Here is a 12656-nt window from a genome sequence, read left to right as displayed (position 1 = left end):
CCGATGAGCATGCGCCGCCGGATCCTGCTGGCGATCCTCCTCGCCGTGCTGGTGACCGCGGCTGTGCTGGGCATCCCGCTCGGCGTCACCGCGTGGCGGCTGGTGGAGAACCTCAACCGGGAAAGCCTGGCCGAACGGGCGCGCAACATCGCCGCGACGGTCGACACGCAGGTCGCGAACGGCCAGGAAATCGACCTGGAGCAGTTCCGCGTCGGCGTTCCCGACGGCGGCATGCTGATCGTGCGCGCGGAGGGCTTCAGCGAGAAACACCTCGGCGCGAACCCCGGCCCGGACCCGGTGGTCGAATCGGTGCCGACCGCCCGGAGCGGCACGGTGATGCTGGCGATCCCGAGTGGTCCGGTCCGCACGAAGCAGACGCAGGTGACGTTGCTGGTCGTCCTGCTCGTGGTGCTGTCCGTCGGGACCGGCGCGGTGGTGGCGACCGTGACCGCGCGCCGTCTGGCGAAACCGCTCCGGCACGTCGCGGACCGAGCCTCCCGCCTGGGCGGCGGCGATTTCCGGCCGGATCCGAGCCGCTACCGGGTGGCCGAACTGGACATGGTCGCGGAGGCCCTCGACACGTCGGGTTCGGCTCTGGCGCAGCTCGTGCAGCGGGAACGGCAGCTGGTCGGGGACGTCTCGCACCAGCTGCGCAGCCGGTTGACCGCGCTGCAGCTCCGGCTGGAACCGCTGACCGGCCACGAAGACCCGGATGTCGTCGAGGAATCCCGGGCCGCGCAGGAACAGGCGGACCGCCTGGCCCAGGCCCTGGACGAACTGCTGGCCGCCGCCCGGGCCGCGCGCGAGGTGGACGCCGAGCCGGTCGATCTGCCGGGGACGTTGCCCGCGATCGCGGAGGAATGGCGTCAGCTGCTGCGGGTCGAGGGCCGGAACCTGCGCCTCAAGGTCGCGGACGGCTTGATGGTGCGCGTAACTCCGGCTCGGCTGCGCGAGGTGATCGGAGTGTTGCTGGACAACGCCCTCCGCCACGGCGCGGGAACCGTCACGCTGTCCGCCCGCCGCGGTGATGCGGAGGGAACGGTGGTGATCGAGGTCGCGGATACCGGGTCCGGGGTGCCGGATGAAATCGCGCCGCACATTTTCGAACGCGGTTTTTCCGGCGGAGGCTCGACTGGCGTGGGGTTGGCGTTGGCCCGTGCGCTGGTCGAAGCGGACGGCGGGCGGCTGGAACTGTCGAATAAGCGACCGGCGGTTTTCAGTCTGTTCCTGAAGGTGCCGCGTCCGGACGAGGTGGGGGAATTGCAGTGGCCCTCGGAGCCGGTTCCTCGCTGAGGATCCGGACGGCTTCCCGCAGGCCGGTTGCGACGCGGTGCGGTGGCCGACCTGATGGCCACGCGCGGTGGTGGCTGATCCAGAGCGTGCGCAACCCGAGGTGATGCCCGCCCGCGATGTCGAGGTCAGGGCTGTCGCCGATGACCCAATCGCCGGTGGTCAGCACGGCACCGCAGTTTCGTTGCGGCGAGGTGGAAGATGCGCGGATCGGGTTTGCGCAGACCGACAGCGGCGGAAATGCAGTAACCGTCGACTGCGTTGAGCAGGCCGGTGCGGCGGAGCTTTGCCAGCTGGTTGTCCTGCATCCCATTGGTGACAATGCCGATTCGCCACCCGGCGGCGCGCAAGAGAGCGAGGTCTTCGAGTGCGTCCGGATAGAGCTGCACCAGCTGGGGGATTCTCGCGCGATAGCTCGCCCACAGCTGTTGGACCGGCTCGGCGAGGTCGAATTTCTGCCGGACCTCGGCGAAGAACCGGTCCATCGGCCCGCCGCGCCGCGCGGCGATCAGCCACGTGATCGCGGCGTCGGGAAGCTCGTGCCGCGCGGCGAATTCCGCCGCCCACCGGGAAAACGCGCCGCTGAGATCCGTCAGCGTGTCGTCCAGGTCGAACAGCGCGAGCCGGGTCACCGGGGAAGCCGGGTGACCCCGTCCTTCCGCCGTTCGCCCAGTTCGTCCGGGAACACCCACTTCTTGAAGCCCCAGAACCGGAACACCATCGCCAGCAGCATGCCGATGATCGATCCGCTCGCGAAGTCCGCGACCTCCTGCACGAACCGCGACACGTGCGGCACCTCCAGGTGCAGCCAGTAGCGCGAGATCAGCAGCGGAATGAGGTTCACCACCACCGCGACACCGCTGATCAGGAAGAACAGCGTGGCCTCGTGGGCGCGTTCGCGGCCGCCGCGGGTGCGGAACGACCATTCGCGGTTGAGCACGTACGACACGATCGTCGCGACGATGATCGCGATCGCCTTCGCCGTGGTCGGTTTCGACTCCAGCACGCTGAGCTTCAGCAGGTACCAGACGCCGTTGTCGACCAGGAAGGTCGTGCCGCCCACGATCGCGAACTTCAGCAGCTCCCGGTGCTTCACGAGCACGGAGCGCAACGGCTCGGGCGTGCGGGCGAGCACGGTTTCGACGACGGTCACGTATCGCAGTCTAGAGAAGTCGAGGTCACGCCAGGTGTCAGGCGGCCTTACGGTCCGGAATATCCGGATTGTCGTGCCGCGCTGATTCCTCCCGGGCACCCTCGGTAGGGAACACCCACTTCTTGAACGCCCACCAGCGGAACAGCGTCCCCAGCAGCGTGCCCAGAATCATCCCGCTCACGAAGTCGGCGACCTCTTGCCCGACCAGGCTCACGTGCGGCACCTGCAGTTGCAGCACGTACCGCGAAACCCACTGCGGCAACGCGTTGAGCCCGAGCGCGACGCCGCTGATCAGGAAGAACAGCGCCGCTTCGTGAGCGCGCTCCCGGCCGCCGCGCGTGCGGAACGCCCATTCGCGATTCGCCACGTAGGAGAAGATCGTGGCGATCAGCACACCGACGATCAACGCGGTAACCGGATGGGTCCGCAGCACGGTGAACTTCAGGACGTATGTGATCGTCAGCGTGATGACGAAGCTCGTGCCGCCGACCAGGGCGAATCGGACCAGTTCACGGTGCTTCGCCAGGAGTTCGCGCACCGTGCGGACGCTACTCCGTGAACCAGCCGAAGAACCCCCGGGGTTCTGCCGACGGCGGACGGGTGCCGTGGTTGCCGTGGTTGCCGGGCTTTCCGTTCGAGCTGGGGTCCGGCGGGGCGCTCGTGGTGGTGGCCGGGCTGCTCGAGGTCGGGTCCGGTGTGTCGTCGTCGGAGGACGGCGTGGACGGCAGCGGGACGCTCGGCTTCGAGGGCTTCGGCGAGCTCGGCTCGTGGCTCTTCGAGGTCGGCGAGCTCGGCGAGGTCGACGGCAGCGGTACTGACGTGGACGACAGCGGTCCGATCGTCGGGTCGTGGCACATGTCCCACCAGCAGCCGAGCGGCACCGGCACCGGCGTCGCCGTGGCACTGCCGAGCGAGGCGCCGACAGTGACGGTGAGCGGGCCGTCGAACGGCTTGCGGTCCACCGCCGCCCACAGCCTCGTGGTCTCGCCCGGAGCCAGCGGTTTGGCGCTGGTGCAGCTCGTGCTCGTATCGCTGAGCGTGCACTTGAACTGCTTGAGGCTGAACGGCTGGTCGGTCTTGTGGTCGAACGTGATCGTGACCGGTTGCGTGCTCTGCCCGGTGTTCTGCACATCGGCTTCGATGATCGGCTTGATCTTCCACGGCACTCCGTGTGCCCTCGCCGACAGCGACAGAGCGTCCTTCGGAGGATTGACCTTCACCCGGACATTGACGTCGACCTTGAGCGAAGCACCCGCAGTGACCGAACCGGTCACCTCGCCGCCCTTCGCGTTCTCGTCGGCCTGCAGCCGGAACGTCAGCACGGCCGTCTGACCAGGCTGCAACCCGCTGCCGGTCTTGCAGGTGACCGTGCCCGTGCCGCCCGGGCAGGCGACCTGCATCGGCCCGGACTGCGCGGCCGCTTCGCTGGAGTACGCGCCGACCGCGCCGCCGCCGTTCGCCTGAACGGCCCGGACTCCCTCCGGCAGGTTCAACGTCGCCTGGACCGGATCGGAGACGGAGGTGCCGTTGTTGCGCACGGTGATCGGCAGCGCGACCGGGCCGCCGCCCGGCTGGAGTTCGACCCCGTTGGGCGGCAGGGACGCGGACAACTGCGGCGCCCCGGCAGGCGGGTTCTGGGCGGGCGGCTGCGCCGGCGGGGCAGCCGGAGGAGCCGCGGGCGGCGGCACCGCCGGAGGCGCGGGCTGGGCAGGCGGCGGAGCCGGGGGAGCGGGCGGCGCGGCCGGAGGAGCCGGGGGAGCAGGCTTCGGCGCGGGGGCGGGCGCGGCGGCCGGCGGCGGTGCGGGGGCCTGCTGCGCGGTCGGAATGGTCTGCGTTCCGCCGCCCGCGGCCAGCGCGACGGCCACCGCGGCCACCATCGCGGCCCCGGACATGGCGACCCCGGCGAACTGCCGCGGGGTGGACGCGGCTGCCGCCGCACCCGCCTTCGCCCCGCCTGCCGCGGCGGCTCCCGCTCCGACGGCGGCACCGGCAGTCGCCGCGCTCGCCTTGGCCGCGCCGATCGTGGCCAGGTAGCCGAGAGCAGCGCCGCCGAGAACGATCGGGGCGATGATCGCGCGCAGGCTGCCGTTGACGTCGGCCAGTTCGGCCGCCAGGATCCGGCACTTCTCGCACTCGTCGAGGTGGTTCTCCACCTGCGAGCGCTCGCGTTTGGACAGTCCGTCGCGGGTCCAGGCGCCGAGCCGGTCGGCCGTCGCCCGGCAGCGGTCCGCGCCGGTTTCCTGGAGGTGGACCTGCAGATACGCCTGGCGGAGCCCTTCCCGGGCGCGGTACGCGAGCGCGGACACGCCGTTGGCGGTCAAGCCGAGCAGCGGCGCGACTTCAGCCGGGCTCTGCTGCTCGATTTCGGTGTGCCACAGCACTGCCTGCCAGCGTTCCGGCAGCCGCGCGAACGCCTTCGCGGCCATCGTGCGCTCGAGGCCGGCGACGGCGGTGTCGGAGAACGGCACGGTGAGCGCTTCGCCCGCGGCGCCGCCGACGTCGCTCATGTCCTCGTTGAGGTCGATCCGGCGGTCACGGCGCGTCTTGTCATACGCGGTGTGACGCAGCGCGGTAAGCAAGTACGCACGGAAGGCGCTGTCCGGCCCCTTCCCGCCACGCAGCGTGTCCAGAACCTTCGAGAACGCCTCCGACACGAGGTCGTCGGCCTCGGAGCTGGACCGCGCGAGCTGGCGGGCGAGGTTGTGCGCGGCGCCGCTGTGCCGCTCGTAGAGCGGACCGTAGGACGCGATCTTTCCCGCGCGCACCTCTGCGATCAGCTCGGCGTCACTCTTACCGGAGAGATCGGCGGGAACGGTGGACACGGGGCTCCTTTGGATGCTGCGCGCGCGGCGGACTCCACGCGCCTTACTCCCTACAACGCACACCAAGTGTGACGGATGCGGCGACACTCGTCACGCCGTGGTCCGGCAGATGCCTCAGTAGGCGCAGCAAGTTCACCTCCTCGTCCGGTGGTTGCGCGAAAAAGATCTGGGAAAACGCGTCACGAGAACTCCGCCGCCGCGTCCCCTTCGTGATTGGGGACAAGATCGACAGGTACCGGAAGGAGCTGGGGGTTCGGTGGACGTACCGGCGACCGGGGCGCGGTCCGGCTCCGCAGGCGACTCGTCGGGGGACGAGACGCGTGCGCGGTTCGAGCGGGACCGCCATTTGCGGGCCTTGCGAGCTCGCTGGCGAACAGCCAGTCTTGCCGCCGGCTGGCGTTTCCCGAGCGATTGGGCACTGCCCGAAGTCGACGCGGTGTGCGCGGCGGTCGTCCGGCACGGCTCGACGGGCGCGGAGAACGCGCTGGCCGGGCTGGGCCGGGCACGGGCCGCGGCGGGAGCGGGGCTGTCGGAAACGCTGTCCGACCTGGCCGCTTTGCACGCGGTGCTCGCCGACCCGGACGCGGTCGACGGATTCGTCGCCCCGGACGTCGACGCCACCCCGGCCCGACTGCTCCGGGTGACCGCGCTGGCCTGGGCGGACGTCGCCACCGACCAGCTCGTGCACACCGAGGTCACCGACCCGCTCACCGGCCTGCCGTCCGCGGCGTACCTGCGGACCCGCCTCGGCGAGATCTACCGCGGCGGCGCCCACGAGGCGAATGTGCTGCTCACCGTGTCGCTGGACCTGACCTCGGTGTCCGGCTGGCCTCGGCTGACCGCGATGATCCTCGCCGCGGACGCCGTCCGCGCCGTCTTCGACACCGGCGAGTGCTACGCGACGATCGGCCCGTCCGCGGTCGCGGTGCTGGCCGAACGCAACGAACGCCTGGCCACGCGCGGGGTCGCGCTGCGAAGGGCGCTCAACGAACGCCTGTCCGTGGATCCGCAGCTGCGCGACGTCGCCCGTCCGCTCGTGTCCGCGGTGCGATTGCCCGGAACGCATGAGCGGGCATGCGAGCTGCTGACGGAATTGGCGCACAGCTGACCCCGGTCACCCTTCCTGACCAGCATTCCCGCAGTCATGCTTTCCTGGTGTGGTGACCAGGACCGTACCCTCCGCTGCCGACGGCGAAGCTCCGGTGAATCGATCCGGGCAGCCCCGGCTCGCTCTGCGCCGATCCCTGGCCCGGCTGTCCGTGCGTCCGCGGTCGATGCTCGTCTTCGCCGTGTTTCCGCTGCTGGCGATCGCGATCGGGTTCTGGGGCTGGGCGCACGACTGGAACCTCGGCGTGGACAGCGCGGTCTACCGGGCGGGCGCGTTGCAGCTGTTGCGCGGGGACAACCTCTACGACGCGAACACGCTGCCCACCGAACCGGGCTGGGCGCTGCTGCCGTTCACCTACCCGCCGACCGCGGCGCTCCTGTTCGCTCCGCTCGAGCTGGTGCCGGTGCAGGTGGCCTGGGGTTTCCTGACCGTTGCCTCGCTGGCCGCGCTCGCCCTCTCGATCCGGATCGCGATCGGCGCGCTGCCCCGCCCGGCCGCCGACGGACCCCGCTGGTGGGCGTCCCCGGCCCGGTCGACCATCGTGTTCTTCCTGGTCTTCCTCGGTTTCGAACCGGTGTGGCGGACGATCTTCCTCGGCCAGATCAACCTGATCCTGATGGCGATGGTCCTGCTGGACATGCTCGTCATCGGCGCGCGCGGCAGCCGCTGGGGAGGCGTGCTGGTGGGCCTCGCGGCGGCGATCAAGCTGACCCCGATCGTGTTCCTCGGCCATCTGCTGGTCACCGGCCGCTGGAAAGACGCGCTGCGCGGCTTGGCGACTTTTGTCGGCATGCAGGCGCTGCTGTTCCTGATCAACCCGCACGATTCGTGGAAATACTGGACGAAAACGCTCCCCGACACCGGCCGGATCGGCCCGGTGCACTGGGCGGGCAACCAGTCGCTGAACGCCCTGATGAACCGCGCCACGGATCTGGCTCCGTGGGCGTCCGGCGCGGCCACCGCGATCGGCCTGGTGCTCGCGATTCCGGCGCTGTGGCTGATGTTCCGCTTCCACCGGCGCGGGCAGGCGCTGGCCGCGTTGCTCGTCACGGCGTTCTGGATCCTGCTGATCTCGCCGATTTCCTGGTCGCACCACTGGGTTTGGGTCGCGCCGCTGGTCGTGCTCCTGGTTTCCCGGTTGCCGAAAACCACCCCGGCGACCGCCTGGAAACGATGGCTGGGCACGTTCCTGGTGGCGTTCGTGTTCGTCAGTTGCGTCCTGCTGATCTTGCCGAACGGCCGGAATGTCGAGCTGCACTGGAAGGTGTGGCAGAACGTGCTCGGCGACGCCTACATCCTGACGCCGGTCGTCCTGGCCCTCGCGTTGGCGCTGCGGTGGGGTTTGCAGCGGCGGGCGCGCAAGCGGGCGCAGCTGTCTTAGGTTGTTTTTGCTGGTCAGCGGCTTGCTGGCGGGTTTTGTCGGTGGTGGCGGTTACTGTGTGGATCGCGGTGGTTACGCGGCCGTCCGGAGCCCCTGGTTCGCGGACGGGCACGGCCATCGTTCTGATTCCGGTGCCGGTGCCGGGCAGATCAACCGAATAGTGCGCTTTGTCAGTCCGCTGAACCGCCGTAGAAGTCGCCCAATGCGGTGCGGGTGTACTGGATCAGCAACTCGGCGTGCGCGAAGTCGTCCGGAAGACATTCGCGGGCCGCGGTGAGCACCTCGTCGAACCGATAGGGCGGGGTGACGGCTTTCGCGAGCGGGTGCTGTTCGCGGAGCTGCTTCATCAGTTCGGCGAGGTAAATCACGGCCGAGTTGGAGTCGGTGGTCCAGAGCCAGGCGAGCACGTCGCCGAATCCCGAGGGAAAGGCCAGCGGCCGGGATGCGTCGGTGAGCATCCCGGTGGCCACCCCGGGGAGGCTCGCTTGGCGAAGAGCGTGCAGAACCGGCCGCGGGAGGGTGACGGAGTCCATGCCGACATCCTCCTTCAGCGGGACGGTTCGGGGTGGGGTTTGGCGGCCGGGTGTTGGCCTCTTCGGGTCGAGGTTGTTGGGGTGGGGGTGCCGTGGGGGTGTTGAGGTGCCCGTTGGGTTGCTATCCCGGTCCGATCTGCGAGATCGGCTTACCGTCCAAGCTGATCCGGTAGCACCTGATCCCTGCCGGATCCGCCTGGTGGCCAGCTTGATCGGTTGATGTCCAGCCTGGTCAGGTTTCGAGCTGTGTCGGCATGGCTGGTTCCGACGCCGGGCCGCCTTGCCCGGCGCTCAGCTCGGCTGGGTCGTCTGGCTCGCTCTAGTGCCGAGCTTGGTCGGCCGGTGCCCGGCCAGGTCGGTTTCTGAGTTGTCTCGGCACGGCTGGCTTCCCACGCCGGCCCGCCTTGCCTGGCGCTCAGCCCGGCTGGGTTGTCTGGCTCGTCCCGGTCTGGCCGATTCCCGGGCCAGCCGGTGAGCGCAGTCCGATTCTGCGGTTTCTCCGGCGCGGCTGGCTGGTGGACCAGCCCCCTTGACCCGGCGCAGCCTGGCCGGTTTCTGGAGGTGCCCGGGTCCGGCCGCCCGGTGTCAGCCCGTGAGCCCAAGTCCGATTCGTCCCGTGGCCAGCGTGGTCGGTTCCTGGGTCTCCTCGGCATGGTTGGCTGGCGGGGCCAGCCCGCTTGGCTCGGCGCTCAGCCTGACCGTTGCCTGGGCCCTGCCCCAGCGCGGCTGGGTTCCCGGTGGCCAGCTCGTGAGCCCAAGCCCGATCGCCCGACCTACAGCCTGGCCGGTCGCCTCGGCCCCCGCCCCACCGAACCCAGCACCAACCCGCCCGCCCAGCCCTCCCGCACCTCGCCCACGGTCCGCCTCCGCCGCAGGTCGCCGGTGGTCCGCCGGTTCTCGCCCAGTAACCTGGGCGGCGCTATGGACAAACGAACCGGTCTTCCCATCGTGGGCATGGTGGGCGGCGGGCAGCTCGCCCGCATGACGCAGCAGGCGGCGATTTCCCTCGGCCAGTCGCTGAAGGTGCTGGCGGCCGACGAGGGCGACGCGGCGGCCCTCGTGGCGAGCGACGTCGTCATCGGCCACCACACCGACCTCGACGCGCTGATCGACTTCGCCCGCCAGGTCGACGTGGTCACCTTCGACCACGAGCACGTGCCCGGCGAGCACCTGCTCACCCTCGCCACCGAGGGCTTCGTCGTCCGACCCGCGCCCACCGCGCTCGGATTCGCGCAGAACAAGCTCGTGATGCGCGAGATGATGGCCGGCCTCGGCGTGCCCGGTCCCGCCTTCGCCGAAGTGTCCACTGTGGACGATGTGGTGACCTTCGGCGACGAGCACGGCTGGCCGGTGGTGCTGAAGGCGTCGCGCGGCGGGTACGACGGCCGGGGCGTCTGGATGCTCGACATCGCACAGCAGGCCCGCGAGACCGTTCCCGAACTCCTCGAAGCAGGCACCGAACTGCTGGTCGAGGAGAAAGTCGCGATGAAGCGCGAGCTGTCCGCGCTGGTCGCGCGTTCCCCGTTCGGCCAGGGCGCGGCGTATCCAGTCGTCGAGACGGTGCAAAGGAACGGCATCAACACCGAGGTTCTGGCCCCGGCTCCGGGGCTGGCGGAAGAGCGCGTGCACGAGGCGCAGGAGCTGGCCCTGCGCATCGCGTCGACGCTCGATGTCACCGGGCTGCTCGCGGTCGAGTTGTTCGAAACCGAGAACGGGCTGCTGGTCAACGAGCTGGCGATGCGTCCGCACAACTCCGGCCACTGGACGATGGACGGTTCGCGCACGTCGCAGTTCGAGCAGCACCTGCGCGGGGTCCTGGACTACCCGCTCGGCCGCACCGACCTGATCGCGCCGGCGTGCGTGATGGCGAATGTGCTCGGCGCGGAAGTCTCGCCGCAGATGAGCCCGGACGAGCGCGTGCACCATCTGTTCGCGCGGTTCCCCGAGGTGAAGATCCACCTCTACGGCAAGCAGGACCGGCCCGGCCGCAAGCTGGGGCACGTCAACTTCATCGGCGACCGCATGGACGACCTGCGCGACCGCGCGCTGCTGTCCGCGCACTGGCTGTCCCACGCCGTCTGGCTCGACGGCTACGAGATCCACTGAAGGGGAACACAATGGCGCCGCAGGTGGGCGTGATCATGGGCAGCGACTCCGACTGGCCGGTGATGGAGGCCGCGGGGCAAGCGCTGGACGAGTTCGGCGTCGAGTACGAGGTCGGTGTCTACTCGGCGCACCGCACCCCGCAGCGGATGCTGGACTACGCGAAGTCCGCGGCCGACCGGGGCATCCGCGCGATCATCGCGGGCGCGGGCGGCGCCGCGCACCTGCCGGGCATGGTCGCGTCGGCGACGGTGCTGCCGGTGATCGGCGTGCCGGTTCCGCTGAAGTACCTGGACGGCATGGACTCGCTGCTGTCCATCGTGCAGATGCCCGCCGGCATCCCGGTCGCGACCGTGTCCGTCGGCGGGGCGCGCAATGCCGGTCTTCTCGCGGTGCGCATTCTCGCCGCTGCCGACCTGCAGCTGCAGGCGAAACTGGCGCAGTTCCAGCAGGACCTGGAGCAGCTCGTCCTCGACAAGGACGCCAAACTCCGCGAAAAAGCGGGCAAGTAGACCGGGCACGCGGATGCCGGTTGTGGACCGGCATCCGCGCGCACCATCAGCTCAAGCCGGGTCGGGCAGCTGCTTCCGCAGCTCGCGTTTCAGCACCTTGCCCGCCGCCGACACCGGGATCTCCTCGACGAAATGCAGTTCCCGCAGGCGTTTGTACGGCAGCACCTTCTCGTTCACCGCCGCCATCAGCTGCTCGGCGTCCACTGAGGAATCCGGCTTCCGCACCACGAACGCCACCGGTAGCTCGCCGACCTCCGGGCTCGGCCGTCCGACCACTGCCGCGGACAGCACGCCCGGCGACGCGCTCAGCAGTTCCTCCAGTTCGCGTGGGAAGACGTTGTATCCCTTGTACAGCAGCATGTCCTTCTTGCGATCCACAATGGACAGATAGCCGTCCTCGTCGAGAACGCCGATGTCGCCGGTGTGCAGCCACCCGTCGACCAGCGCGGCGGCGGTCTCCTCCGGTCGGTTCCGGTACCCGCGCATCACCTGCGGCCCGCGCAAGCACACCTCGCCCTCTTGCCCGGGTGGCAACTGCTCTTCGCTGCCGTCCGCGACGAGCTTGACCTCGGTGTCGAAGATCGGCGTGCCGACTGATCCCACCTTGCGCACGCCAGAGCGGTAGCTCGGCGAGATCACCGCGCCCATCGTCACCTCGGTGAGCCCGTATCCCTCGGTGATCACGACGCCCGGGAACCGCTGGTGCAGCGCGCGGATCATCTCGTGGCTCATCGGCGCCGCACCGGAGCCGATGTTGCGCACCGACGACAGGTCGGCGGTGTGGAACGCAGGCGTCGCGAGCAGTGCGGCGAACAGCGCGGGCGCGCCGCCGATGGTCGTGACCTGCAGCCGTTCCGCGTCCGCGAGGTACGCCGCCGGGTCGAACCGGGAGTGCAGCACGATCGTCCCGCCGGCCAGCAGCGGGCCGTTGAGCCCCGCGATGACGCCCATTGCGTGGAACCAGGGCGTCAGGTTGATCGAGATGCCGGTGCCCAGGCGGGTCGGCCATTCGTCCGGGCTGCCGATCTGGTCGATCGTCACGTCGCCGTTCGCGTCGAGCGCCGGCACCGACCCGGTCGACCAGCAGGTGTGCTGCAGGGTGTTCGTGACGACGTTGCGATGCGTGAGTTCAACGCCCTTGGACCGCCCCGTCGTACCGCCCGTGTAGGCGAGATGGGCCAGGTCGCGGTCCACCTCGATCGCCACGTCCGGCCTGGTCGCGGGCTGGCCGGCGAAGAACTCGCGGAACTCCACGCTCCCCTCGTCGAGTTCGCCAGTAGGGGAGACGACGATGGTGAGCCGCGCCGGAATCCGGTCGGCGACCGCCGCGAGTGTGCCCGCGACCGGCCCGAACGTCACTACCGCGGCCGCGCCGCAGTCGGTGAGCTGGAAGGCGAGGTCGTCCGGAGGAAGCAGCGGGTTCGTCGGGCTGAACGTCGCCCCCGCCAGCAGGATGCCGTGGTAGGCGATCGGATACGCGAGGCAGTTCGGCAGATGTACGGCGACCACGTCGCCCCGGCCGATGCCGCGGGCAAGCAACGCCTGCGCGAATTGGCAGGCCGCTCGCCAGGTCTGGGCGAACGTGAGCTGGTCGTCGCCCATCGCGAACGCGACCCGGTCGCCGTAGCGTGTCGCGGCGCCGGCGAGCACCGAACCTATCGGCGCCTCGGGGTAGTCAAGGGAAGCGGGCAATCCGGGCGGCGGGGTCGACGCAGTGGCAGCCATCACCTGACCATACGAACCGTGCGGCCGAG

12 protein-coding genes are annotated in these 12656 nt (G+C 70.0%); 5 read left to right on the top strand and 7 right to left on the bottom strand.

Going from position 1 to position 12656, the window contains the following annotated elements:
- Positions 1–9 precede the first annotated feature (9 nt).
- Positions 10–1293, top strand: coding sequence for an ATP-binding protein (locus tag L942_RS27550; protein ID WP_037366077.1), 1284 nt, complete (start codon positions 10–12; stop codon positions 1291–1293).
- Here the strand turns inward: L942_RS27550 and L942_RS46210 are convergent.
- From L942_RS46210 to L942_RS27530, 5 genes are read right to left on the bottom strand one after another with little or no spacing between them, the layout of a single operon-like run.
- Complete coding sequence (locus L942_RS46210) at positions 1217–1459, bottom strand: HAD hydrolase-like protein (RefSeq protein ID WP_369094766.1); 243 nt, start codon at positions 1457–1459, stop codon at positions 1217–1219. The two genes, L942_RS27550 and L942_RS46210, sit on opposite strands and share 77 nt — an antisense overlap.
- Positions 1419–1922, bottom strand: a complete 504-nt coding sequence (locus L942_RS27545; RefSeq protein WP_051166284.1) for an HAD family hydrolase — start codon at positions 1920–1922, stop codon at positions 1419–1421. Before L942_RS27545 ends, L942_RS46210 begins: the two co-directional genes overlap by 41 nt.
- Positions 1919–2443: a GtrA family protein gene (locus tag L942_RS27540; RefSeq protein WP_037365938.1), complete on the bottom strand. Its 525-nt coding sequence runs from the start codon at positions 2441–2443 to the stop codon at positions 1919–1921. Before L942_RS27540 ends, L942_RS27545 begins: the two co-directional genes overlap by 4 nt.
- Positions 2444–2480: 37 nt before the next feature.
- A complete protein-coding gene (locus L942_RS27535; RefSeq protein ID WP_037365935.1) occupies positions 2481–2981 on the bottom strand; it encodes a GtrA family protein in 501 nt (166 codons plus the stop codon).
- Between the two features lie 10 nt (positions 2982–2991).
- Positions 2992–5265: a sigma-70 family RNA polymerase sigma factor gene (locus tag L942_RS27530; RefSeq protein ID WP_037365933.1), complete on the bottom strand. Its 2274-nt coding sequence runs from the start codon at positions 5263–5265 to the stop codon at positions 2992–2994.
- A 256-nt stretch (positions 5266–5521) separates the two neighbouring features.
- Here L942_RS27530 and L942_RS27525 point away from each other — a divergent pair, with 256 nt between their 5' ends.
- Both L942_RS27525 and L942_RS27520 read left to right on the top strand, forming a co-directional pair.
- Positions 5522–6373 carry a hypothetical protein gene (locus tag L942_RS27525; RefSeq protein WP_037365932.1) on the top strand — a complete coding sequence of 284 codons (852 nt, stop codon included), beginning with the start codon at positions 5522–5524 and terminating at the stop codon, positions 6371–6373.
- Positions 6374–6425: 52 nt separating this feature from the next.
- Complete coding sequence (locus tag L942_RS27520; RefSeq protein ID WP_037365930.1) at positions 6426–7754, top strand: glycosyltransferase 87 family protein; 1329 nt, start codon at positions 6426–6428, stop codon at positions 7752–7754.
- A 170-nt stretch (positions 7755–7924) separates the two neighbouring features.
- Here the strand turns inward: L942_RS27520 and L942_RS27515 are convergent, their stop codons facing one another.
- Positions 7925–8287 (bottom strand): hypothetical protein, encoded by a 363-nt coding sequence (locus L942_RS27515; RefSeq protein WP_037365928.1) that lies wholly within the window; start codon positions 8285–8287, stop codon positions 7925–7927.
- A 921-nt stretch (positions 8288–9208) separates the two neighbouring features.
- Between L942_RS27515 and L942_RS27510 the strand changes: the two genes are divergently transcribed.
- Both L942_RS27510 and purE read left to right on the top strand, forming a co-directional pair.
- Positions 9209–10393 (top strand): 5-(carboxyamino)imidazole ribonucleotide synthase, encoded by a 1185-nt coding sequence (locus L942_RS27510; protein ID WP_037365926.1) that lies wholly within the window; start codon positions 9209–9211, stop codon positions 10391–10393.
- A gap of 11 nt (positions 10394–10404) precedes the next feature.
- Complete coding sequence (gene purE, locus L942_RS27505; protein ID WP_037365925.1) at positions 10405–10902, top strand: 5-(carboxyamino)imidazole ribonucleotide mutase; 498 nt, start codon at positions 10405–10407, stop codon at positions 10900–10902.
- Between the two features lie 51 nt (positions 10903–10953).
- On the opposite strand, the gene L942_RS27500 is transcribed toward purE, so the two are convergent.
- A complete protein-coding gene (locus L942_RS27500; RefSeq protein WP_200862934.1) occupies positions 10954–12627 on the bottom strand; it encodes a class I adenylate-forming enzyme family protein in 1674 nt (557 codons plus the stop codon).
- Positions 12628–12656: the final 29 nt, after the last annotated feature.

Source organism: Amycolatopsis orientalis DSM 43388, assembly GCF_000411975.1.
Lineage (GTDB): Bacteria > Actinomycetota > Actinomycetes > Mycobacteriales > Pseudonocardiaceae > Amycolatopsis > Amycolatopsis orientalis_D.
Note: the sequence above shows the minus strand (reverse complement) of the source record. Positions and strands in the feature narration are given on the sequence as shown.

Coding starts and splice junctions, on each gene's coding strand:
- L942_RS27500 (WP_200862934.1), bottom strand. CDS start 12,627: ATGGCTGCCACTGCGTCGACCCCGCCGCCCGGATTGCCCGCTTCCCTT.
- L942_RS27515 (WP_037365928.1), bottom strand. CDS start 8,287: ATGGACTCCGTCACCCTCCCGCGGCCGGTTCTGCACGCTCTTCGCCAA.
- L942_RS27550 (WP_037366077.1), top strand. CDS start 10: ATGCGCCGCCGGATCCTGCTGGCGATCCTCCTCGCCGTGCTGGTGACC.
- L942_RS27510 (WP_037365926.1), top strand. CDS start 9,209: ATGGACAAACGAACCGGTCTTCCCATCGTGGGCATGGTGGGCGGCGGG.
- purE (WP_037365925.1), top strand. CDS start 10,405: ATGGCGCCGCAGGTGGGCGTGATCATGGGCAGCGACTCCGACTGGCCG.